Source organism: Arthrobacter sp. Ms25, assembly GCF_059090365.1.
On the sequence record NZ_JBNHFP010000004.1, the window covers coordinates 254,060 to 275,842 of the forward strand.

Annotated in this window: 21 protein-coding genes; 14 read left to right on the forward strand and 7 right to left on the reverse strand. The window is 67.1% G+C overall.

Annotated elements, in window-relative coordinates:
- The first annotated feature begins 78 nt into the window (after window positions 1-78).
- Genes mgrA through tsaD form a run of 7 tightly spaced genes read left to right on the forward strand, consistent with a single transcriptional unit; the run spans window position 79 to window position 5,744 of the window.
- Window positions 79-1,125: an L-glyceraldehyde 3-phosphate reductase gene (gene mgrA, locus AC5RT8_RS12745; protein WP_494096072.1), complete on the forward strand. Its 1,047-nt coding sequence runs from the start codon at window positions 79-81 to the stop codon at window positions 1,123-1,125.
- Entirely contained in the window at window positions 1,126-1,650 is a 525-nt protein-coding gene (locus AC5RT8_RS12750) for a GNAT family N-acetyltransferase (RefSeq protein WP_494096073.1), read from the forward strand.
- Window positions 1,647-2,903: an alanine racemase gene (gene alr, locus AC5RT8_RS12755; protein WP_494096074.1), complete on the forward strand. Its 1,257-nt coding sequence runs from the start codon at window positions 1,647-1,649 to the stop codon at window positions 2,901-2,903. Before AC5RT8_RS12750 ends, alr begins: the two co-directional genes overlap by 4 nt.
- Complete coding sequence (tsaE, locus tag AC5RT8_RS12760; RefSeq protein WP_494096075.1) at window positions 2,900-3,427, forward strand: tRNA (adenosine(37)-N6)-threonylcarbamoyltransferase complex ATPase subunit type 1 TsaE; 528 nt, start codon at window positions 2,900-2,902, stop codon at window positions 3,425-3,427. The genes alr and tsaE overlap by 4 nt, the downstream gene beginning before the upstream one ends.
- Before the next feature lie 54 nt (window positions 3,428-3,481).
- Window positions 3,482-4,150, forward strand: coding sequence for a tRNA (adenosine(37)-N6)-threonylcarbamoyltransferase complex dimerization subunit type 1 TsaB (tsaB, locus tag AC5RT8_RS12765; RefSeq protein ID WP_494096076.1), 669 nt, complete (start codon window positions 3,482-3,484; stop codon window positions 4,148-4,150).
- Between the two features lie 29 nt (window positions 4,151-4,179).
- Window positions 4,180-4,665 carry a ribosomal protein S18-alanine N-acetyltransferase gene (rimI, locus tag AC5RT8_RS12770; protein WP_494096411.1) on the forward strand — a complete coding sequence of 162 codons (486 nt, stop codon included), beginning with the start codon at window positions 4,180-4,182 and terminating at the stop codon, window positions 4,663-4,665.
- The gene (gene tsaD, locus AC5RT8_RS12775) at window positions 4,662-5,744 is read left to right on the forward strand and encodes a tRNA (adenosine(37)-N6)-threonylcarbamoyltransferase complex transferase subunit TsaD (protein WP_494096077.1); all 1,083 of its coding nucleotides are present in this window, start codon (window positions 4,662-4,664) and stop codon (window positions 5,742-5,744) included. The genes rimI and tsaD overlap by 4 nt, the downstream gene beginning before the upstream one ends.
- A gap of 61 nt (window positions 5,745-5,805) precedes the next feature.
- Here tsaD and AC5RT8_RS12780 read toward each other — a convergent pair whose 3' ends face one another.
- Window positions 5,806-6,951: a glutamate--cysteine ligase gene (locus AC5RT8_RS12780; protein ID WP_494096078.1), complete on the reverse strand. Its 1,146-nt coding sequence runs from the start codon at window positions 6,949-6,951 to the stop codon at window positions 5,806-5,808.
- A 161-nt stretch (window positions 6,952-7,112) separates the two neighbouring features.
- Here AC5RT8_RS12780 and AC5RT8_RS12785 point away from each other — a divergent pair, with 161 nt between their 5' ends.
- Window positions 7,113-7,928: a shikimate 5-dehydrogenase gene (locus AC5RT8_RS12785; RefSeq protein ID WP_494096079.1), complete on the forward strand. Its 816-nt coding sequence runs from the start codon at window positions 7,113-7,115 to the stop codon at window positions 7,926-7,928.
- Here the strand turns inward: AC5RT8_RS12785 and AC5RT8_RS12790 are convergent.
- Window positions 7,925-9,139 (reverse strand): class I SAM-dependent methyltransferase, encoded by a 1,215-nt coding sequence (locus AC5RT8_RS12790; RefSeq protein WP_494096080.1) that lies wholly within the window; start codon window positions 9,137-9,139, stop codon window positions 7,925-7,927. The genes AC5RT8_RS12785 and AC5RT8_RS12790 overlap by 4 nt on opposite strands.
- A gap of 54 nt (window positions 9,140-9,193) precedes the next feature.
- On the opposite strand from AC5RT8_RS12790, the gene AC5RT8_RS12795 reads away from it, so the two are divergent.
- Entirely contained in the window at window positions 9,194-10,345 is a 1,152-nt protein-coding gene (locus AC5RT8_RS12795; protein WP_494096081.1) for a MalY/PatB family protein, read from the forward strand.
- On the opposite strand, the gene AC5RT8_RS12800 is transcribed toward AC5RT8_RS12795, so the two are convergent.
- The 5 genes from AC5RT8_RS12800 to AC5RT8_RS12820 all read right to left on the reverse strand — a co-directional run bounded on the left by AC5RT8_RS12800 (window position 10,342) and on the right by AC5RT8_RS12820 (window position 14,619).
- Window positions 10,342-10,644, reverse strand: coding sequence for a hypothetical protein (locus AC5RT8_RS12800; protein WP_494096082.1), 303 nt, complete (start codon window positions 10,642-10,644; stop codon window positions 10,342-10,344). The genes AC5RT8_RS12795 and AC5RT8_RS12800 overlap by 4 nt on opposite strands.
- Before the next feature lie 120 nt (window positions 10,645-10,764).
- Window positions 10,765-11,523, reverse strand: a complete 759-nt coding sequence (locus tag AC5RT8_RS12805; RefSeq protein ID WP_494096083.1) for an iron ABC transporter ATP-binding protein — start codon at window positions 11,521-11,523, stop codon at window positions 10,765-10,767.
- 37 nt (window positions 11,524-11,560) lie between these two features.
- On the reverse strand, window positions 11,561-12,577 hold the full coding sequence (locus AC5RT8_RS12810) for an iron chelate uptake ABC transporter family permease subunit (RefSeq protein ID WP_494096084.1): 1,017 nt from the start codon (window positions 12,575-12,577) through the stop codon (window positions 11,561-11,563).
- The gene (locus tag AC5RT8_RS12815) at window positions 12,570-13,610 is read right to left on the reverse strand and encodes an ABC transporter permease (protein ID WP_494096085.1); all 1,041 of its coding nucleotides are present in this window, start codon (window positions 13,608-13,610) and stop codon (window positions 12,570-12,572) included. The genes AC5RT8_RS12810 and AC5RT8_RS12815 overlap by 8 nt, the downstream gene beginning before the upstream one ends.
- A gap of 67 nt (window positions 13,611-13,677) precedes the next feature.
- Window positions 13,678-14,619, reverse strand: coding sequence for a siderophore ABC transporter substrate-binding protein (locus AC5RT8_RS12820; RefSeq protein WP_494096086.1), 942 nt, complete (start codon window positions 14,617-14,619; stop codon window positions 13,678-13,680).
- A gap of 331 nt (window positions 14,620-14,950) precedes the next feature.
- Between AC5RT8_RS12820 and groES the strand changes: the two genes are divergently transcribed.
- The 5 genes from groES (at window position 14,951) to AC5RT8_RS12845 (ending at window position 21,720) form a co-directional block, all read left to right on the forward strand.
- Complete coding sequence (gene groES, locus AC5RT8_RS12825; RefSeq protein ID WP_146361179.1) at window positions 14,951-15,247, forward strand: co-chaperone GroES; 297 nt, start codon at window positions 14,951-14,953, stop codon at window positions 15,245-15,247.
- Window positions 15,248-15,328: 81 nt separating this feature from the next.
- On the forward strand, window positions 15,329-16,939 hold the full coding sequence (gene groL, locus AC5RT8_RS12830; RefSeq protein ID WP_494096087.1) for a chaperonin GroEL: 1,611 nt from the start codon (window positions 15,329-15,331) through the stop codon (window positions 16,937-16,939).
- A gap of 205 nt (window positions 16,940-17,144) precedes the next feature.
- Window positions 17,145-18,662, forward strand: a complete 1,518-nt coding sequence (gene guaB, locus AC5RT8_RS12835) for an IMP dehydrogenase (RefSeq protein WP_494096088.1) — start codon at window positions 17,145-17,147, stop codon at window positions 18,660-18,662.
- A 129-nt stretch (window positions 18,663-18,791) separates the two neighbouring features.
- Window positions 18,792-19,931, forward strand: coding sequence for a GuaB3 family IMP dehydrogenase-related protein (locus tag AC5RT8_RS12840; RefSeq protein WP_494096089.1), 1,140 nt, complete (start codon window positions 18,792-18,794; stop codon window positions 19,929-19,931).
- Between the two features lie 64 nt (window positions 19,932-19,995).
- Window positions 19,996-21,720, forward strand: coding sequence for a glycerol-3-phosphate dehydrogenase/oxidase (locus tag AC5RT8_RS12845; RefSeq protein ID WP_494096090.1), 1,725 nt, complete (start codon window positions 19,996-19,998; stop codon window positions 21,718-21,720).
- Window positions 21,721-21,783 lie beyond the last annotated feature (63 nt).

Consider the following 21,783-nt stretch of genomic DNA (forward strand, 5'->3'; position numbering starts at 1 on the left):
GGCGCCGGATAACGGCAGGCACGGCGCCGGATAACGGCACGACGGCGTGAGCCCGGCAACAGTGGCAGTATGGTCCCCATGACTTACGTTGCTGCGGATAACCGATACGAATCCATGCCCTACCGGCGCGTCGGACAGAGCGGACTCCAGCTCCCGGCGGTTTCCCTGGGCCTCTGGCACAACTTTGGCGATGACAAACCCTTCGAGACCCAGCGCGCCATCCTGCGCCGTGCCTTCGACCTCGGCGTCACCCACTTCGATCTGGCCAACAACTACGGACCGCCCTACGGCTCCGCCGAAACCAACTTCGGCCGCCACTTCCGGGACGACTTCCGCCCGTACCGGGACGAACTGGTGATTTCCAGCAAGGCCGGGTACGACATGTGGCCGGGCCCCTACGGAAACTGGGGATCGCGCAAGTACCTGCTTTCCTCCCTGGACCAGTCCCTCGAACGCATGGGACTGGATTACGTGGACATCTTCTACAGCCACCGCCCCGACCCGGAGACTCCCTTAGAGGAAACCATGGGTGCCCTGGACACGGCCGTGCGCTCCGGCCGCGCGCTCTACGCCGGCATCTCCTCCTACTCGCCCGAAAAGACCATCGAAGCGGCCCGGATCCTGCGCGAAATGGGCACGCCGCTGCTCATCCACCAGCCGTCCTATTCCATGCTCAACCGCTGGGTGGAGGACGGGGAGCCCGACCTGTTCGAGGCACTGCGCCAGGTGGGCGCCGGATCCATTGCCTTCTCGCCGCTGGCCCAGGGCCTGCTCACCAACAAGTACCTGGGCGGCGTGCCGGAAGACTCCCGCGCCGCCGCCGGCAAGTCCCTGGACCAGTCCCAGCTTTCGGAGGAAAACCTGGACCGGGTCCGCGGGCTCAACAGCATCGCCGAATCACGCGGCCAGAGCCTGGCCCAGATGGCCATCGCCTGGGTCCTGCGCACCCGGCCGGACGGCGAGTCCATCACCTCCGCGCTGATCGGCGCCTCGAGCGTGAAGCAGCTGGAGGACTCGCTGGCAGCCGTGAACAACTTGGAATTCACCCCGGACGAACTGCACCGGATCGACGAATACGCCGTCGACTCCAAGATCAACCTCTGGGCTGCAGCCCTCGAAGCGTAAATGACGGCAGTAACCATCCGGGAAGCCCGGCCGGGTGACTGGCCGGGCATCTGGAACCTGATGGAACCCATCGTGCGTGCCGGGGACACTTACTGCTGGGACACCGACACCGGCGAGGAGCAGGCCCGGAAGCTGTGGATGGAACCCGCGCCCACAGTGGTGTTCGTGGCTGAAACCGACAACGGGGTAGTCGGGACGGCGCAGCTGCACCCCAATAAGTCCGGCAACGGCAGCCACATAGCCAACGCGTCCTTCATGACCGCTGCGCAGTTCAGCGGCCGGGGCATTGCCCGGGCCCTGGCCGGACATGTGCTGGACGAAGCGGCCCGCCGGGGCTACCGCTCCATGCAGTTCAACGCCGTGGTGGAGACGAACACCCGTGCGGTGCAGCTCTGGCAGTCGCTGGGTTTCTCCATCCTTGCGACCGTGCCCGAAGCCTTCCGGCACCCGGTCAAGGGGCTGACCGGCCTGCACATCATGTACCGCACGCTTCAGGGGGAGGGGAGTGAAAGAATAGGTACGTGAACTACCCTGAATTCCGGCCCCCGTCCGAGCGCTCTGCCGTTATTGACCTGGCTGCCATCCGGCACAACGTCCGCCACCTGGCCCACGTGGTCAGCCCCGCCCGCGTCATGGCAGTGGTCAAGGCCGACGCCTACGGCCACGGTGCGGTGGAAACCGCCAAGGCAGCGGTCTCGGCAGGCGCCGCCTGGCTGGGCGTGGCACACATCAGCGAAGCGCTGGCGCTCCGGGCCGCCGGCATCACCGAACCGGTCCTTGCCTGGCTGCACACGAGGGACGCCGAATTCGCCGAAGCAATCCGGGCCAACGTGGACCTTGGCGTCTCCGGCTGGGACCTGGACGCGGTGGTTGCGGCGGCCCGGGAACTCGAAATGCCCGCCCGGGTCCACCTGAAGATAGACACGGGACTGGGCCGCAACGGCTGCCCGGAGGCCCTCTGGGAAGCCTTCGTGGGCCGGGCCGTGGCCTACCAGGAGGAAGGCCTGTTGCGGGTGGTCGGGATCTTCTCCCACTTCGCCGTCGCGGACGAACCGCACCGCCCGGAAACCGATGAGCAGCTGCGCAAGTTCCGCGAAGCCGTCGCCGTAGCCGAAGATGCCGGCGTAGACCGCGAAGTGCGGCACATTGCCAATACCCCCGGGGCGCTGTCCCGCCCCGACGCCCATTTTGACCTGGTCCGGATCGGGCTGGGCATGTACGGGCTGTCCCCGTTTGCGGGGCAGACCGCCGCAGAGCTGGGCCTGCGCCCGGCCATGAGCCTGAAGACCACCATTGCCGCATGCAAGGAAGTGCCGGCCGGCCAGGGTGTTTCCTACGGGCTGCACTACCGGACCGCGGAGCCGACCACGCTGGCCCTGGTGCCGCTGGGCTATGCCGACGGCATCCCGCGCGTCGCCACCGGCGGCCCCGTCCAGGTGGACGGACAGACCTACCCGGTGGTGGGACGCGTCGCAATGGACCAGATGGTCATCGACCTGCACCGCACCGGCATTGCCGGCACCCCGGAGTCCTTCGAGGGGCGGGAAGCCATCCTCTTCGGCGGCGAGGGCCTGCCAAGCGTGGACGAATGGGCATCCGCCGCCGGGAGCATCAATTACGAAATCATCTCCCGGATCAGCGGCCGCGTCCCGCGCGTGTACGTCGACAGCGCCCCGCTTGCCCCGGAGGACGGCGCCGAAGCGCTGCCCATTGCCCTGGACGCGGCACCGGACACCGCCGAAACCACCGACGAGGCACAGGCGGTGCAGGCACAGTGACATCGACACCTGCCTGGGAAGCGGAGTACCGCACGGCCGGCGCCGAAGAAACCCAGACGCTCGCCGAACGGCTCGGCCGCGTCCTGCGCCGGGGGGACCTGCTGCTGCTCACCGGTGAACTCGGCGCCGGCAAGACCACCTTCACCCAGGGCCTCGGCGCCGGGCTCGGTGTGCGTCCGGGCATCATCTCACCCACCTTCGTCCTGGTCCGCGAGCACCCCAACCTGGGCTCCGGGCCGGACCTCATCCACGTGGATGCGTACCGGCTCGGCTCGGAAGGCGAGGTCGACGACATCGACCTCGAGGCCTCCATGGACCGTTCCGTCACCGTGGTCGAATGGGGCCGGGGGCTGGTGGAGCACCTCTCCGACAGCCGGCTGGAGATCACGCTGGTCCGCGCCGTCGGCGGCGGTCCGGGTGCGGCTCCGTCCACCGACTTCTCTGCAGAAGACGCCGATGAGGAGCGCACCATCCGGCTGGCGGGTTTCGGCCCGCGCTGGCAGCAGGCCCCGGACCTGGGCTGACCGCCGGGACGTCCGGGAAAAACGCCCTGCGGAGCGCGCCGTAGAATAGGAACCGTGCTGATTCTCTCCATTGATACCTCCGCCATAGCCAGCGCGGCACTGCTCAACGGGGAGTCAGAGGTCCTGGCGTCCTTCGCCAGCGAAGACACCCGCTCCCATGCCGAAGTCCTGGCCCCCGCAATCGCCAACCTGCTGGCCGACGCCGGGGTTGCCGGGCCGGACCTGGACGCCCTGGTCGTCGGGGTCGGACCAGGTCCCTTCACCGGGCTGCGCGCCGGGATCGCCACCGCGCGGACCCTCGCCTTCGCCTGGGACAAGCCGCTGCACGGGGTGATGAGCCTGGACGCCGTCGCCGTGGATGCTGCCCTGGACGCGTGGCGCCACGGCATAGACGAGTTCGCCGTCGCCACCGATGCCCGCCGCAAAGAGGTCTACTGGGCTGCCTACCGCAGCACCGGCGGCACCCCCGAGCTGCTGGACGGCCCGCACGTGACCGACCCCGCCGAGGTGCCCGCACTGCCCGTCTACGGGGCAGGGGCCGGGCTGTACCCCGGGACCCTGCACGCGGTGGACGGCTTCGCCGCTGCGCAGCCCACCGCCGCCGCACTGGGACGCACCGCCGTCGTCCGCCTGGTGCGGGGACTGCCGCTGCTGCCCAGCACCCCGCTGTACCTGCGCGAGTCCGACGCCAAGGTCCCCGGCCCGCGGAAGCGTGCACTGTGACTGCCGCCGGGACCGTGCGCATCCGGCGCATGGACGCCGCTGACATCCCCGCCGTCGATGCCCTGGAACGACGGCTGTTTCCCGTCGACGCGTGGCCGCTGCAGATGTTCCACGACGAGCTGGCCCAGACCGAAACCCGCTCCTACTACGTGGCGGTGGACCCGGCAGGAACAGTAATCGGCTATGCCGGCCTGATGTGCGTGCTGCCGATCGCTGATGTCCAGACCATCGCCGTCGTCCCCGAGAGCGAAGGAGCCGGCATCGGCTCGCGGCTGCTCACCACCCTGGTGGAGGAAGCGAAGCAGCGCGGCGCGGAGGACGTGCTCCTGGAAGTGCGTGACGACAATCCGCGTGCCCAGCGCCTGTACCGCTGGTTCGGCTTTGAACAGATCCATGTCCGGCCGCGCTACTACCGCGACGGCGCCTCAGCGCTGATCATGCGCCTGCCCCTGGCCGGGTGGACGGGTTCTCCGGTGCCGGCCGGGACCGCAACAGAAACGAAGGACAGTAAATGAACCGCACCGACCCCTTGGTGCTTGGCATCGAATCCTCCTGCGATGAGACCGGGATCGGCATTGTCCGCGGGACCGAACTGCTGACCAACACGGTCTCTTCCTCGATGGAGGAACATGTCCGGTTCGGCGGCGTCATTCCCGAGATCGCCTCCCGCGCGCACCTTGATGCCATGGTTCCGGCGCTGCAGGCAGCCCTTGCCGAAGCGGGCGTGACGCTTGCCGACCTCGACGCCATTGCCGTGACCTCCGGCCCGGGCCTCTCCGGCGCCCTGATGGTGGGGGTCAGCGCAGCGAAGGCACTGGCCCTGGCCACCGGCAAACCGCTCTACGCGATCAACCACCTGGTGGCGCACGTGGGTGTGGGCGTGCTCGACGGCGGCGAGCTGCCGGAAAACCTCGGGGCACTGCTGGTCTCCGGCGGGCACACCGAGGTCCTGCGCGTAGCCAACCTCACAAGCGACGTGGAACTGCTCGGTTCCACCATTGACGACGCCGCGGGCGAGGCTTACGACAAGGTGGCCCGCATCCTCGGACTGGGCTATCCCGGCGGACCGGCAATCGACCGGCTGGCCAGGGACGGCAACCCGAAAGCCATCCGCTTTCCGCGCGGCCTGACCCAGCCCAAGTACATGGGCACCGCAGAGGCGCCGGGACCGCACCGTTACGACTGGTCCTTCTCCGGCCTCAAAACGGCGGTGGCCCGCTGCGTGGAGCAGTACGAGGCCGCCGGGCAGGAACTGCCCGTGGCGGACATTGCCGCGTCCTTCCAGGAGGCCGTGGTGGACGTGATCACCGCCAAGGCAGTGCTGGCCTGCACCGAGCACGGGATTACCAACCTGCTGCTGGGCGGGGGAGTGGCCGCCAATTCACGGCTCCGGGCCCTGACCGGGGAACGCTCCGCGGCGGCGGGCATCACGCTGCGCGTCCCGCCGATCTCCCTGTGCACCGACAACGGCGCGATGGTGGCCGCCCTCGGTGCGCAGGTGGTCATGGCCGGCGGCGAACCCTCCGGGATCGGCTTCGGCACGGACCCGTCACTGCCGGTCACCAGCATCCACCTGGCGCCGGCCGGCGCGTAGCCGGCCCCGGCGCCGGAGGGCCCCGGCGGAATACCGCCGGGGCCCTCCTATGTCCGGCCGGTCAGGCGCGGCGGAGCTGCCGGATACCGTCCATAACGACGGCGCGCAGGTCGCCGTCGTTCTCTTCCGCCACCCGGCGCTGCTGCTGGTAGCCGGCGCCGCGCTCGATGATGGTCCGGACGTCGGCCAGTTCGGCACTGCAGCCCAGCTCGGCGGCAATCGGCGCCAGCCGGGGCAGGACGTCTTCGAGCAGGTGGTCGGTGACCAGCTTCTCGTTGCCCTCGGCATCAAGGATCACGATGGCGTCCAGCCCGTACCGGGCCGCCCGCCACTTGTTTTCCTGCACGTGCCACGGCGGCATGGTGGGGATGGTGCCGCCGGCGTCAATGATCGAGGAGAACTCGTGTACCAGGCACTGGGTCAGGGCGGCAATGGCGCCTACGTCCTGGATATCGGCCAGCCCGTCGCAGACCCGCATCTCGATGGTGCCCAGTCCGGGGACGGGACGGATGTCCCAGCGGATTTCACTGATCGAATCGATGACCCCGGTGGTGAACATGTCCTCCACATAGGACTCGTACTCGGTCCAGGAACCGAACTGGAACGGCAGCCCCGCGGTGGGAAGCTGCTGGAACATCAGGGCACGCTGGGAGGCGTAGCCGGTGTCCTCGCCGGACCAGTAGGGGGAGGAAGCCGACAATGCCTGGAAATGCGGGAAGTAGTTCACCAGTCCGTCCAGGACGGGCAGGACCTTGTCCCGGCTGTCCAGCCCCACATGGACATGCACCCCGTAGATGAGCATCTGCTGGCCCCACCACTGCGTCCGGTCGATGAGCTTGGCGTAGCGTTCCTTGTCCGTGACCGGCTGCGAACGCGGGGTGCTGAACGGGTGCGACCCGGCGCAGAACAGTTCCACGCCCATCGGATCGGTCACCCGCCGGACCGCAGCGAGGGAGCGGGAAAGATCCGCTTTGGCCTCCGCCACCGTGCTGCAGACGCCGGTCACCAGTTCAACGGTGTTCTCCAGCAGTTCCTGCTTGATGTGCGGGTGCTCGTCGTCGACATGGAGCGCGGGGTCGTTGATGTTCACGCCGCGCAGCACCTCGTCCGCCACGGAGACCAGGTCTCCGGTGGTGCCGTCCACAAGGGCCAGTTCCCACTCGACTCCCAAGGTTGACTGGGCCGACTTGGCGAACTCGATTTCCAAACTGTCTCCTGCTGTATGCGCTGCGACTGAAGTACCCGGACCCGCATCTATTGCGTTGAGAACCGTACCAATCCTATAGCCGCAGGCGCGGTGGCCGGGCCCCGGCCACCGCGCCCGCTGCGAAACCGGGGGCCGTTCTCCCGCACGGACATAATGGGTAGATGCCGATCCTGAACAAAGACATGACCCTGTGCATTTCCCTGGCCGCGCGGCCCAGCAACATCGGTACGCGCTTCCACAACTACCTGTATGACCAGCTGGGGCTGAACTACGTCTACAAAGCCTTTGCCCCGGCGGACCTGGCGCAGGCCATTGCCGGGGTGCGCGGCCTGCCCATCCGCGGCTGTGCGGTGTCGATGCCGTACAAGGAAGACGTGATTGCCCTCGTGGACCGGATGGACCCGTCCGCGAAGGCCATCGATTCCGTGAACACGATCGTCAACGACGACGGCGTGCTCACCGCCTACAACACCGATTACCTGGCCATCGCCCGGCTGCTGCGGGACCACCGGGTCCCGGCCACGCACTCGGTGCTGCTGCGCGGCTCCGGCGGCATGGCCAAGGCCGTGGCCGCAGCCCTGCGGGACGCGGGGTTCTCCGACGTCACGGTGGTTGCCCGGAACGAAGCCGCCGGGCGTGCGCTCGCCGACCAGTACGACTTCGCCTGGCAGGCGGAGCCCCGCACGTCCACGGCGGACCTGCTCATCAATGTCACCCCGCTGGGGATGTCCGGGGCGGACGAAGACGTGCAGTCCTTCGGAGACAGCGCCGTAGCCGCTGCCAAGGTAGTGTTCGACGTCGTCGCGCTGCCCGCGGAAACCCCGCTGATCACCTCCGCCCGCGCCGCCGGGAAACCGGTGATCACCGGCGCCGAAGTCATTGCCATCCAGGCGGAGGAACAGTTCGTGCTCTACACAGGGGTACGCCCGACCCCGGAGCAGGTCCGCGAAGCCAGCGAGTTCTCCCGGGCGTCCTAGGCCGGAACCGGTTCCACCACCAGGGCCACGCGGTCCTCACCGATCCGGGTGAGGACCAGCGTCGCCTTGTTCGGGCCTTTCCCCGAGCCGGTGAGCAAGGCCTTGCGGACCTCCTCCGGCGTCACGGACATGCCGCGCTTCTTGATGTCCAGGACACCGATGCGCTTCTCCCGGACCCAGGCCTTCAACGCCCTGATGTTGTAGGGGCGTACCTCGAGGATCCGGTAGGCCCGGGCAAACGGGGTTTCGCGCAGTTCCGGGGCGCAGATGTACGCGATGTGCGGATCCAGGAGGTGCCCGTCCAGGGTGGCCGCGACGTCGGCCACCAGGCCGGCCCGGATCAGGGCACCGTCCGGTTCATACAGGTAACCCTCCGCAGGTCCCGTGGCCACGTCCTGGGTGCCGGCGTCGTAATCCACCGGGGAGGTGAGTTCCGCTGCACCGCCGGCACCGATCACCAGCGCGGCGCGCCGCACGCCGTCCCGGCGCAGCGCATTGAACCACAGGGTCGCCTCGGTGACGTCGCCGTCCACGGAAACCCACTGCACTTCGCAGTCCGCCGGCAGCGCCTCATGCGGGATGCCCGGGCCCATTTTCACCCCGACGGGCAGGCCGGCATCTGCCAGGGACTGCACGAAGGACAGGGGAGGGGAGAAGGCCTCCGGATCGAAGATGCGGGTGGTGCCCGACGTCGACGTGGTCCGGCGCGCCGGATCCAGCCACACGCCGTCGAACCCGGCCAGGTCGAAGTCCTCGGCCCGGCCCTGGACCACCGTCGCCTCCGGCCAGGGCATGAGGTTGATGGTGGCGGCTGCGGCAGTGATCTCATCCAGTTCGACGGCGGTCACCTGCCGGTCCAGGGTGGCCAGGGCGAGGGAATCGGCGCCGATCCCGCAGCCGAGGTCCGCCACCTTCTCCAGTCCGGCCTCCTGGTAGCGCCGCGCGTGCAGGGCGGCCACGTTCAGCCGGGTGGCCTGCTCCAGCCCGGGGGCGGTGAAGACCATGTGCTCGGCGAACGGGCCGAACTTGCCCCGCGCCTTCATCCGCAGCTTCGCCTGGGTGAGGACGGCGGCGACCAGCTCGGGGGCATGCCCGGCCTTGCGTAGATCCGTGTTCAGCTTCAGGGACTCGGATTCGAGATACGGGGGGAGCGAGTTCAGCAGCTGCCATCCCTCGGGGGTCAGAACATGGGCAAGGGAAGTATCGGGCATGCCCTCCAGCCTAGTTGTTCTGCCTGCAGGCACGTTAGCTGTAGGTTGGGCGGCATGACGAAGATCGCCGCCGAGCCGCTGGCAGCGCTGCGGGCCCGGACCAGCTACAAATGGCAGACCTATCCCGCCGATGTGCTGCCGCTGTTCGTGGCCGAAATGGATTATCCGCTGGCCGGGCCGGTGCAGCAGGCCATCATCGGGCGGGTACTGGCCTCGGACACCGGGTACATTGCCGGGCCGGAACCCGTGGCGGAGGCCTTGGCCGGCTTCGCGGCCAGGACCTGGGGCTGGGAGGTTGATCCGGAGGACGTGCGGAGCACCACGGACGTGAGCGTGGCGATTGTGGAGTGCCTGCGGCAGGCCGTACCCGTGGACGGCAGCGTGGTCATCACGCCGCCGGTCTATCCGCCGTTCTTCGAACTTCCCCTGGAAGCCGATGCCTCCGTGGTCCCGGTGCCGCTGCTGTCCGGCAGCGGGGGTTGGGAACTGGACCTGGCGGGACTGGAACGGGCATTTGCCCGCGGCGCGGATGCCCTGCTGCTGTGCAACCCGCACAACCCCTTGGGGCTGGTCCATTCAGCCGACACCCTCCGGGCGCTCGCAGACCTCTCGGCACAGTACGGCGTGGCCGTGATCAGTGACGAGATCCATGCCCCGCTGACCTATGAGCCGGGGGAGTTCACCCCGTACCTGACCGTGTCCGGGAATGCGCGCGACTACGGCCTCTGCGTTACCGCCGCGAGCAAGGGGTGGAATATCGCCGGCACCAAGTGCGCCGTGATGGTGGCGCAAAGCGAGCGCACCCGGCTGATGCTGGGGTCCATGCCCGAGGAGGTGTCGGCGCGGACGAGCATCCTCGGCCTGCATGCCACGGCGGCGGCCTACAACGACGGCGGCCCCTGGCTCGCCGGAGTGATGGAGTCCCTCAGCGCCAACCGGCAACTGCTGGGAGAGCTCCTGGCGGACCGGCTGCCCGGCGTGACCTACCGTCCGCCGTCGGCAGGGTACCTGGCCTGGCTGGATTTCCGCGCCCTGGGCTGGGGAGACGATCCCGCGGCGGCAGCCCTGGACCGGGCACGGGTGGCATTGGAACCGGGCCTGAGGTTCGGGCCCCAGGGCGCCGGATACGTACGGCTGAACTTCGCCTGCTCTCCGGAGGTATTGACGGAGGCTGTGGCCCGCCTGGCTGCTGCCGGCGGGCTTTAGGCCGCCGGAGCCAGGACGCGCAGCTGGCCGGGCGAAAACGGTTCCCGGACCGGGCGTCCCGTCAGCACCGGCAGGGACCCCGTTTCCGAGCTCCGTACCAGGCCCGCCAGGACGTCCCCGGCCACGCTGGCCTTCTGCAGGTCCAGGACCACGTCCAGGCCGGGGAGGGCGGCATTGGCCCGCCGCGCCAGCACATACAGCACACCGCTGTTTTCTGCCGTGACCCGTCCGCGCACCACAAGGCGTGCCTGCCGTGTTTCCAAGTCGAACCGGACAGCGACGCGCAGCTTGGACTCCATGGCGGGTCCTTCCGTGAAGACCGGATAAGTGGGGTCTTTCAACGTAGGAGCAGCCCCCGGCGGGGCGCAATGGGCCCGGAGCAAAATGGCCGTTCTTACGGGGCAGCCGGGAACGGCGGCTCAGGCGAAGTAGACGCCGATCCGGTTGCCGTCGATTTCCTCGATGCGGATATCGATGTCGTAAATGTCCTTCAGGACCTCCGGACGCATGATGTCCGACGGCGGCCCCTGGTGGATCAGCCGGCCGTTGCACATGGCGATGATGTCGTCGGAATAGCAGGAGGCAAAGTTGATGTCGTGGATGACCAGGACCACGGTCTTCCCGAAGTCGTCGGTAAGCCGGCGCAGCAGCCGCATCATTTCCACGGAGTGCTTCATGTCCAGGTTATTCAGCGGCTCATCGAGCAGCAGATAGTCGGTATCCTGCGCGAGCACCATGGCAATGAACGCCCGCTGCCGCTGGCCGCCGGAGAGCTCGTCCACGAACCTGTCGGCCAGATCGGCCAGGTCCAGGTAGGCCATTGCCTGGTCGATGTGGATTTTGTCCGCGGGGCCGGGGCGGCCGCCGTTGTGCGGGTACCGGCCGAAGCCGACCAGGTCCCTTACCGTCAGGCGGACGGTGAGGGAATTGTCCTGGCGCAGAATGGCCATTTTCCGGGCAAGGTCGCGTCCGGGGGCGGCAACGACGTCGAGCCCGTCCACGGAGGCCGACCCGGAGTCCATGGGGAGCAGGCGGCTGATCATGGACAGCAGGGTCGACTTGCCGGCACCGTTGGGTCCGATGATCGAGGTGATGCCGCCTTCCTTGATCTCACAGCTCACCCCGTCCACTACAACCGTGGAGGAGTAGCGTTTGGTAACGCCGTTGACGGAGATCATGATGCGGGGCCTTTCGAGCGGTGCACGGGGAGGACGGTCATTTCACCTTTCCCCGCAGGAGCAGGACGAGGAACACGATGCCGCCCACGAATTCAATGACGATGCTTAGCGCGGTGTCGAAATCGAAGATCCGCTCCAGCACCAGCTGGCCGCCCACCAGGGCGATGATTCCCAGCAGCACGGCAATGGGCAGCACCGCGGCATGGCGGAAGTTGGCACACAGCTGATAGGCCAGCGAAGCCACGAGCAGCCCGAAGAAGGTCACCGGTCCCACCAGTGCAGTGGACACCGCGACGAGCACCGAACAGATGATCAGCGTGAGCGTCACTGCCCGCTTGTGGTCCACCCCGAGGTTCACGGCGGTATCGCGGCCCAATGCCAGGACATCGAAGGAGTGGCGCATCCGCCAGGCCAGGGAACTGACGATTGCGACGGCGACGGCGGAGTACCCCAGCAGGGCGGCGTCGACATTGTTGAAGCTGGCGAAGAACAGGTCCTGCAGGATGATGAATTCGCTGGGGTCGATGAGCACCTGCAGCAGCGAGGAAAAGCCGCGGAACATGGTGCCGAAGACAATGCCGACCAGCAGCATCAGGTGCAGCGATTTCCCGCCGCCGGTAAACAGCCAGCGGTAGAGCAGGAACGAGAACCCGACCATTAGCAGCACTTCAAGGCAGAAGCGGACCGGTGCTCCCAGCGACAGCAGGGCGCCGCCGCCCAAGGCGAACACCAGGACGGTTTGGATCAGCACATAGAGGGCGTCGAAGCCCATGATCGACGGCGTGAGGATGCGGTTGGCGGTGACGGTCTGGAACAGGACGGTCGACACCCCGACGGCGTAGGCAACCAGGATCATCGACCCCACCTTGATTGCCCGGCGGGGCAGGGCGTACCCGAGGTTGCCGCGCAGCTCGATGGTCATGAAGACCGCAATCAGGGCAGCGGCGACGATGCCGAGCGTGATGATCCAGAACTTCGCCGGAACGGAGCGGACGGGACGCCGGCGGTGTTCCGTAAGTGCTGCCGGCAGTGCGCTGGCGGACGTCTCAGGCATGGGAACCGCGCTTGCGTAGGAGAAGGTACAGGAAGATGACGCTGCCTACGGCGGAGACCACTACGCCGACCGGGATTTCGTAGGGGTAGCGGATGGTGCGCCCGATGATGTCGCAGAGCAGGACGAAGCCCGCGCCGAAGACGGCAACCCAGGGCACTGCCCGGCGGACATTGTCACCGATCAGCAGGGACACCAGGTTGGGCACGATGAGGCCGAGGAAGGGGATGGAGCCGACACTGACCACCACCACGGCGCTGATCAGCGAGACAATGACCAGTCCGAGCGCCATGACCCGGTTGTAGTTCAGGCCGAGGTTGGTGGTGAAGTGGGCCCCCATGCCGGCGACCGTGAACCGGTCTGCGGCCAGGTAGCCGATGAGGGTCAGGGCACCCACGATCCAGAGCAGTTCGTAGCGGCCGCGCAGGACGCCGGAAAAGTCGCCGACCATCCAGCTGTTCAGGGTCTGCAGCAGGTCGGTGCGGTAGGCAAAAAAGGTGGTGACGGCGGAAATGACGCCGCCGAGCATGATGCCCACCAGGGGAACGATCAGGGTGTTGCGCAGCGGGATCCGGCGCAGCACCAGCAGGAAAAGCGCGGTGCCGGCGGCGGCGAAGACGGACGCCGTCGACATCTTCATAAACATCGAGGCGCCGGGCAGCAGCACGGTCACCGCCAGGATGCCCAGCTGCGCCGATTCCACCGTACCGACGGTGGAGGGCTCCACGAACTTGTTCCGCGCCATCAGCTGCATGATCAGGCCGGCCACGCTCAGGGCCATTCCTGCGAGGATGATGCTGAGCGTGCGGGGGAGCTGGCTGACCCAGAACAGCATGCGGGTGGTGGGGTCCCCGGCCAGCAGCGAGGACAGCGAAAGGTCGCCGACTCCGACGAACAGGCTCACGGCCGCCAACAGGACAACGGCGCCGGCCCCCAGGGCAAGTCCGGTGGTGGAACGCAGAAAGCGCCGCCGTTCCGGGGGAGCGGCGGCGGACGCGGGAGCCGGGTTTTTCGCCGGCGCGGCGGGGGCGGTCATAGATCGGTATCCAGTTCCTCCGCGGTCCGGCACGCCAGGTGCCGGACCGCGAAGCGCAGAGGTGCGGTTAGAGGGCGTCGTGGATGGTGTTGACCATGGTGTCCACGTTGTTCAGGCCGTACCCGACCAGGTACCAGCTGGCGGAGTCCAGCATGGTGATGTTGCCGTTCTGCGCGGCCTTGGTGCTCTTCACCAGTTCGTTGTCCAGCACGGCGGAGGCGGCTTCACCGGAGGTGCCGACGGCCACGTCGCGGTCAATCACGAACAGGTGGTCCGGGTTGGTGTCCGCGATGTAGTTAAAGGAGGCCTTTTCTCCGTGCTTGCCCTCGCCCTGGACTTCCGCCGCAGGTTCGACACCGAGGATGTCGTGGATGATACCGAAGCGGGAGCCCGGCCCGTAGGCGCTCATTTCCCCGCCGCTCGTCATCACAATCAGGCCCTTGCCGGCGTCGGCGGCGAGCTCCTTGGTGTCCTCCACCTTGCCTTCGAGGGCGGCCAGCTTGTCCTTCACCAGGTCTTCCTTCTGGAAGATCGAGCCGAGGGTCGTGGTGTTTTCCTTGAAGGAGTTCCAGGCATCGGCGTTGTCGACGCTCAGGTCGATGGTCGGCGCAATCTCGCTCAGCTCGTCATAGGAATCGGCAACCCGGCCGGAAATGATGATCAGGTCCGGTGCGCCGGCATTGATCGCCTCGAAGTCGGGTTCCTTCATGCTGCCGATCTTGGTGATGTCCTCTGCACCGTACTGGGAGAGGCTTTCCGGGAAGTTTGCAGCGGGCACGCCGTCGACATCAATGTCGAGGGCATCCATCGTGTCCAGGGCGCCGAGGTCGAAGGTGTAGACGGTCTCGGGGTTGACCGGAACCTCGGTGCTGCCCTGGGCGTGCTCGACCGTGACGGTCGATTCCTGTGCCGCTTCGACGTCGGCTTCTGCTGCATCGGTGGAGCAGGCGCTGAGCGCGAGGAGGGACACAAGGGCGGTTCCGGCCAGCAGGCGGGACTTAATGATCATGGGGGCTCCGGTGAGAGTCGTTGCGCCTATTCGGAATAGGTCACAGAAATGTTTTCTAATGCGCGCGCAGATGAAAACTATCCCGGTTAGGGGAGCCTAAGCAAATTCCGCCGTCATCTTCGGGCCGTGCAGGCGGGCTGACGGACTGCCGGCCGCTGAGGACACTGGCACTCACCTTGACCGAGTGCTAACCGTTGCATAAAGTCTGAGTTAGCACTCCGAACGTGAGGGTGCTAACTCCCGAAGGGAAAGCGCGAACCGGCACCGCGACGACGGCCAGCGCCAGACCAACGGCCCCATTCCGTTAGAAACTACGCAAAGGAGAGCCCGAGTGTCGGTCTCTATTAAGCCCCTTGAGGATCGTATTGTTGTCCGCCCGCTCGAAGCCGAGCAGACCACTGCTTCCGGTCTCGTTATCCCGGACACTGCAAAGGAAAAGCCCCAGGAGGGTGAAGTAGTTGCAGTTGGACCCGGCCGCGTTGATGACAACGGCAACCGCATCCCGGTTGACGTTGCCGAAGGCGACGTAGTCATTTACTCCAAGTACGGCGGAACCGAAGTCAAGCACGGCGGCCAGGAATACCTGGTGCTGTCCGCCCGCGACGTGCTGGCCGTCGTCGTTAAGTAGTTCCCCGAGAAAACCCCGGCCACATCCTGGCCGGGGTTTTCTGATGTAGGTGCAGATGTAGTTGTCGGAAAGGACACACACATGGCAAAGCAGTTGGAGTTCAATGACTCCGCCCGTCGATCGCTGGAAGCCGGCGTCGATAAGCTCGCCAACACGGTCAAGGTGACCCTCGGCCCGCGCGGCCGCAACGTCGTCCTGGCCAAGACCTGGGGCGCTCCCACCATCACCAACGACGGCGTCACGATTGCCCGCGAAGTCGAGCTCGATGACCCGTACGAGAACCTTGGCGCACAGCTGGCCAAGGAAGTTGCCACCAAGACCAACGATGTTGCCGGTGACGGCACCACTACGGCAACCGTCCTGGCCCAGGCCCTGGTCAAGGAAGGCCTGCGCAACGTTGCTGCCGGCGCCGCTCCCGGGCAGCTCAAGCGCGGCATCGAGGTGTCTGTTGACGCCGTTGCCAGGCGCCTGCTGGAAAATGCCAAGGACGTTGAAGGCAACCAGGTGGCCCACGTTGCCGCCATCTCCGCCCAGAGCACCGAGATCGGTGAACTGCTGGCGCAGGCCTTCGACACCGTCGGCAAGGACGGCGTGATCACCATCGAGGAGTCCTCCTCCACGCAGACCGAACTGGCCATCACCGAAGGCATGCAGTTCGACAAGGGCTACCTCTCGCCCTACTTCGTCACGGATCCGGAGCGCCAGGAAGCCGTCCTCGAAGACGCGCTGATCCTGATCAACTCCGGCAAGATCTCCTCGGTGGCCGAGTTCCTGCCGCTGCTGGAAAAGGCGCTGCAGGCCTCCAAGCCGCTGTTCATCATTGCCGAAGACGTCGACGGCGAAGCCCTGTCCACCCTGGTGGTCAACAAGATCCGCGGCACCCTGAACGTGGTTGCCGTCAAGGCTCCGGGCTTCGGCGACCGCCGCAAGGCCATGATGCAGGACATCGCGACCCTCACCGGCGCACAGGTGGTCAGCCCCGATCTGGGCCTGAAGCTGGACCAGGTTGGCCTGGAGGTCCTGGGCTCGGCCCGCCGGATCACCGTCACCAAGGACAACACCACCATTGTTGACGGTGCCGGTTCCGAAGCCGACGTTGCCGACCGCGTGGCCCAGATCCGTGCGGAGATCGAGCGCACGGATTCGGACTGGGACCGCGAGAAGCTCCAGGAACGCCTGGCCAAGCTCTCCGGCGGCATCGGCGTCATCCGCGTCGGCGCAGCCACCGAGGTGGAGCTGAAGGAAAAGAAGCACCGCATCGAAGATGCCGTGTCCTCCACCCGCGCCGCTCTCGAAGAGGGCATCGTGGCCGGCGGCGGTTCCGCACTGGTCCACGCCGCCCGCGCCCTGGACACGGACCCGGAGGTGACGAAGCTGGAAGGCGACGCCGCCACCGCCGTTTCCCTGGTGCGCCGCGCCCTGGCCCAGCCGCTGCGCTGGATCGCCGAGAACGCCGGCTCCGAGGGTATGGTCGTCGTCGCCAAGGTCGGTGAGCTGGAAGTCAACAACGGCTTCAACGCCGCCACCGGCGAGTATGAAGACCTCATTGCCGCCGGCATCATCGACCCGGTCAAGGTCACCCGCTCGGCCCTGCGCAACGCCGCCTCGATCGCTTCGCTGGTGCTCACCACCGAAGCGCTCGTCGTGGACAAGCCGGCCGAAGAGGATGACGACCACGGTCACCAGCACTAGGTAGCCGCCGCTCCGCGCCCACTGCGCTGAATAAGGGGCCCCGCCGCCGGAAGTATGCTTCCGGCGGCGGGGCCCTCGGCGTGTCAACCCTCACATGCGCCGGAGACCTTCGGGGCGGAATAGGGGCGGGCGGGCTTTCGTTTTACGATGGGTACAGGCTACATCGGGCCTTTTCCTTCCTCTCATCCCCGAAAGAGGCGCAGCTTTGAGTCAGCAGTACCCAGAACATGATCCGTTCGGCTTCGTCGGCCTGACCTACGACGACGTCCTCCTGCTGCCCGGCCCCACGGATGTCATTCCCTCCGAGGCGGACACCAGCTCGCGCCTCTCCAAGCGCATCACGGTCCAGACCCCGCTGCTTTCCGCCGCCATGGACACCGTCACCGAATCCCGCATGGCCATTGCCATGGCGCGCCAGGGCGGCCTCGGCGTAATCCACCGCAACCTGTCCATCGCCGACCAGGCGGAACACGTGGACCGGGTCAAGCGCAGCGAATCCGGCATGATCACCAATCCGGTGACGATTTCCCCGGGTGCCACCCTGCAGGAACTCGACGACCTCTGCGCGCATTTCCGCGTGTCGGGCCTGCCGGTGGTCGATACCGAAAACACCCTGCTGGGCATTGTCACCAACCGCGACACCCGCTTCATACCGCGTGCCGAATACCCCAACCGCAAGGTCGAAGAGGTCATGACCCGCATGCCGCTCATCACCGGCCGGGTGGGCATCAGCGCCGAAGAGACCATGGAGCTGCTGGGTAAGAACCGGATCGAGAAGCTGCCGCTGGTGGACGACGCCGGCAAGCTGCAGGGACTCATCACGGTCAAGGACTTCGACAAGGCCGAGCAGTACCCGCTGGCCACCAAGGACGACGAGGGCCGCCTGCGGGTCGGTGCTGCCATCGGCTTCTTCGGCGACGGCTACGAACGCGCCATGGCTTTGGTCGAAGCCGGCGTGGACCTGCTGGTGGTGGACACCGCCAACGGCCACAGCGCGGGCGTGCTGGACATGATTGCCCGCCTCAAGAAGGACCCGGCAGCCGCGCACGTGGACATCATCGGCGGCCAGGCAGCCACCCGCGAAGGGGCCCAGGCCCTCATTGACGCCGGTGCCGACGCCATCAAGGTCGGCGTGGGACCCGGTTCCATCTGCACCACCCGCGTAGTTGCCGGCGTCGGAGTTCCGCAGATCACGGCCATCTACGAATCCTCCAAGGCGGCCATCCCGGCGGGCGTTCCGCTGATCGCCGACGGCGGACTGCAGTACTCGGGCGACATCGGCAAGGCCATCGTCGCCGGCGCCGACACCGTGATGCTGGGCGGCCTGCTGGCCGGCTCCGCGGAAAGCCCGGGTGAGCTGGTCTTCGTCAACGGCAAGCAGTTCAAGTCCTACCGCGGCATGGGTTCCCTGGGCGCCATGCAGTCCCGGGGCAAGAACACCTCCTACTCCAAGGACCGCTACTTCCAGGCCGACGTCCCCAGCGACGAGAAGCTGATCCCGGAAGGCATCGAGGGCCAGGTGCCCTACCGCGGACCGCTCTCCGCCGTGGCGCACCAGCTGGTCGGCGGCCTGCGCCAGACCATGTTCTACACGGGTGCGCGCACCATCCCCGAGCTGAAGGCCAAGGGCAAGTTTGTCCGGATCACTCCGGCCGGACTGAAGGAATCCCATCCGCACGACATCATGATGACGGCCGAGGCGCCGAACTACGGACGCCGCTAGGTTTCTTGGCAACGGCAGCCCCTGCGATGTGCAGCGGGCTGCCGTTGTGCGTTAAAGCCCAGCGAAGCCGCCGGACCTAAAGCCGGGCGTCTTTAAGGCCGCAGCCGTCTGCTGGGATAACCTAGGGATGTGAGTAATGAGATAGAAATTGGCCGTGGCAAGCAGGGGCGCAGAGCCTATTCCCTGGACGATGTGGCGATAGTGCCCTCGCGGCGCACCCGCGACCCCCAGGATGTGTCCATCAACTGGCAGATCGATGCCTACCAGTTCGAAATGCCGGTCATCGGTGCCCCGATGGACTCGGTGATGTCCCCGGCCTCCGCGATTGCCCTGGGCAAGCTCGGCGGACTCGGCGTGCTGAACCTCGAGGGCCTGTGGACCCGGTACGAGAATCCGGAGCCGCTGCTGGATGAAATCGCCGCCCTCAGCAGCCGGAACTTCAGCCCCGAAGCCACCCGCCGGCTGCAGGAAATCTACAACGCTCCGATCCAGGCGGACCTGATCAGCTCCCGCCTGGCCGAAATGCGCGACGCCGGCGTCACGGTGGCAGGCTCACTCACCCCGCAGCGCACCCAGGAGTTCTACAAGACCGTCCTCGCCGCCGGCGTCGACGTCTTCGTCATCCGCGGCACCACCGTCTCGGCCGAACACGTGTCCAAGACCGTGGAACCGCTGAACCTGAAGCAGTTCATCTACGAACTCGACGTCCCCGTGATCGTCGGCGGAGCCGCCGGCTACACCCCGGCCCTGCACCTGATGCGCACCGGCGCGGCCGGCGTCCTCGTCGGCTTCGGCGGGGGAGCGACCACCACCACCCGGCGGGCGCTGGGCATCCACGCGCCCATGGCCACCGCCATCTCCGACATTGCCGAGGCGCGCCGGGACTACATGGACGAGTCCGGCGGCCGGTACGTCCACGTGATTGCCGACGGCGGCATGGGCACCAGCGGCGACATCATCAAGGCGTTCGCCATGGGCGCCGACGCAGTCATGCTGGGATCCGCGCTGGCCCGTGCCGAAGAGGCCCCGGGCCACGGCTGGCACTGGGGGCAGGAAGCACATCACAGCGAGCTGCCGCGCGGCGACAGGGTTCGGCTGGACACCGTCGGTCCGCTGAAGGAGGTCCTGTGGGGCCCCTCGCACCACACCAACGGCACCTCCAACCTCATGGGTGCACTGCGCCGGGCGATGGCCACCACCGGCTACTCGGACCTGAAGGCGTTCCAGCGCATTGAAGTGCTGGTCTCGCCGTACCAGTACAGCCTGTAAATACCGGCGCGCAGCCCCTAGAGTGGACGCAGCTACGGCAGGACCCTAGAGAGGAACCTGAACCATGACTGCAGACGCCCTGAGCCCCGCGTACCGGATCGAGGCCATGGACCGGCTTCGGGCCACAACCGCGCCGGGCAACGAGCTGGACATCCTGATTGTCGGAGGCGGCGTCGTCGGTGCCGGCGCCGCGCTGGACGCCGTGACGCGCGGGCTGAAGGTGGGCATGGTGGAGGCCCGGGACTGGGCGTCGGGCACCTCGTCGCGTTCCTCCAAGCTCATCCACGGCGGCCTGCGCTACCTGGAGATGCTGGATTTTGCGCTGGTCCAGGAAGCCCTGAAGGAACGCGGCCTGCTGCTGCAGCGGATCGCCCCGCACCTGGTGAAGCCGGTGGCGTTCCTGTACCCGCTGACGAAGCGGTTCATCGAACGGCCGTACGTGGGGGCCGGTATCTTCCTGTACGACACGATGGGGATGACCTCCGGAAACTCCCGCGGCGTGCCGATGCAGAAGCACCTGACCCGGCGGCAGACGCTGCGCATGGCCCCGAGCCTGAAGGATGACGCCATGGTGGGCGCCATCCGGTACTACGACGGGCAGGTGGATGATGCCAAGTACGTCGCGACCATGGTCCGCACCGCCTCGCACTACGGGGCCGCAGTAGTGAACCGGCTCGCCGTCGTCGACTTCCTGCGCGAGGGCGAACGCGTGGTCGGTGCCCGCGTCCGGGACCAGGAAACCGGCGACGAATTCGATATCGCCGCCAGCCAGGTGGTCAATGCAACCGGCGTCTGGACCGATGAAACCCAGGCGATGGTCACCGAACGCGGGCAGCTGAAGGTCCGCGCCTCCAAAGGCGTCCACCTGGTGGTGCCGCGGGACCGGATCCAGTCCACGGTCGGGATGATCCTGCGGACGGAAAAATCCGTGCTGTTCGTGATCCCGTGGGGCAGGCACTGGATTGTCGGCACCACCGATACGGACTGGCACCTGGACAAGGCCCATCCGGCGGCCACGTCCGCGGACATCGACTACATCCTCGAGCATGTGAACCTGGTGCTGAAGACGCCGCTGACCCGGGAGGACGTCGAAGGGGTCTACGCCGGCCTGCGGCCGCTGCTGGCCGGGGAAAACGATTCCACGGCCAAGCTTTCGCGCGAACACGTGGTGGCCCACCCGGTACCCGGGCTCGTGGTGGTGGCCGGGGGCAAGTGGACCACCTACCGGGTCATGGCCAAGGACGCCGTGGACGAGGCGGCCAGGGCGCTGGACGAGAAGGTGCCCGAAAGCTGCACCCAGACCATCCCGCTGCTGGGGGCCGTGGGCTACAAGGCGGCCTGGAACCGCCGGCACCGGACCGCCGACGAATACGGGGTGCATGTGGTCCGGGTGGAACACCTGCTCAACCGCTACGGGTCCATGGCCGAGGACCTGCTGGAGATCATCAAGGCGGACCCGACGCTGGCGGAACCGCTGCCCGGCGCCGACGACTACCTGCGCGCGGAAGTTGTCTACGCCACCACGCACGAAGGCGCCCGGCACGTCGAGGACGTCCTCGCCCGGCGGACCCGGATTTCGATTGAGTCCTGGGACCGCGGTGTTTCGGCGGCAGCGGTGGTGGCCGAACTGATGGCTCCGCTGCTGGGCTGGGACTTGGAACGGGTAGACAGTGAAGTTGCCCACTACCTGGCGCGGGTCGATGCCGAACGGCGCAGCCAGGAACAGCCCGATGACAAGAGCGCCGACGCCGCCCGCCTGGCGGCCGAGGACATCGCGCCGCGCATCTAGCGGGCGCCCTAACGGATGGAATGAAGAACACTCCTTGAACGAAGAACACCAGACCGTGCAGCA

Excerpts from the sequence above, each read along its gene's own strand:
- mgrA (WP_494096072.1), top strand. The coding sequence starts at position 79 with ATGACTTACGTTGCTGCGGATAACCGATACGAATCCATGCCCTACCGG.
- AC5RT8_RS12750 (WP_494096073.1), top strand. The coding sequence starts at position 1,126 with ATGACGGCAGTAACCATCCGGGAAGCCCGGCCGGGTGACTGGCCGGGC.
- rimI (WP_494096411.1), top strand. The coding sequence starts at position 4,180 with ATGGACGCCGCTGACATCCCCGCCGTCGATGCCCTGGAACGACGGCTG.
- tsaD (WP_494096077.1), top strand. The coding sequence starts at position 4,662 with ATGAACCGCACCGACCCCTTGGTGCTTGGCATCGAATCCTCCTGCGAT.
- AC5RT8_RS12785 (WP_494096079.1), top strand. The coding sequence starts at position 7,113 with ATGCCGATCCTGAACAAAGACATGACCCTGTGCATTTCCCTGGCCGCG.
- AC5RT8_RS12790 (WP_494096080.1), bottom strand. The coding sequence starts at position 9,139 with ATGCCCGATACTTCCCTTGCCCATGTTCTGACCCCCGAGGGATGGCAG.
- AC5RT8_RS12795 (WP_494096081.1), top strand. The coding sequence starts at position 9,194 with ATGACGAAGATCGCCGCCGAGCCGCTGGCAGCGCTGCGGGCCCGGACC.
- AC5RT8_RS12800 (WP_494096082.1), bottom strand. The coding sequence starts at position 10,644 with ATGGAGTCCAAGCTGCGCGTCGCTGTCCGGTTCGACTTGGAAACACGG.
- AC5RT8_RS12805 (WP_494096083.1), bottom strand. The coding sequence starts at position 11,523 with ATGATCTCCGTCAACGGCGTTACCAAACGCTACTCCTCCACGGTTGTA.
- AC5RT8_RS12810 (WP_494096084.1), bottom strand. The coding sequence starts at position 12,577 with ATGCCTGAGACGTCCGCCAGCGCACTGCCGGCAGCACTTACGGAACAC.
- AC5RT8_RS12815 (WP_494096085.1), bottom strand. The coding sequence starts at position 13,610 with ATGACCGCCCCCGCCGCGCCGGCGAAAAACCCGGCTCCCGCGTCCGCC.
- AC5RT8_RS12820 (WP_494096086.1), bottom strand. The coding sequence starts at position 14,619 with ATGATCATTAAGTCCCGCCTGCTGGCCGGAACCGCCCTTGTGTCCCTC.
- groL (WP_494096087.1), top strand. The coding sequence starts at position 15,329 with ATGGCAAAGCAGTTGGAGTTCAATGACTCCGCCCGTCGATCGCTGGAA.
- AC5RT8_RS12845 (WP_494096090.1), top strand. The coding sequence starts at position 19,996 with ATGACTGCAGACGCCCTGAGCCCCGCGTACCGGATCGAGGCCATGGAC.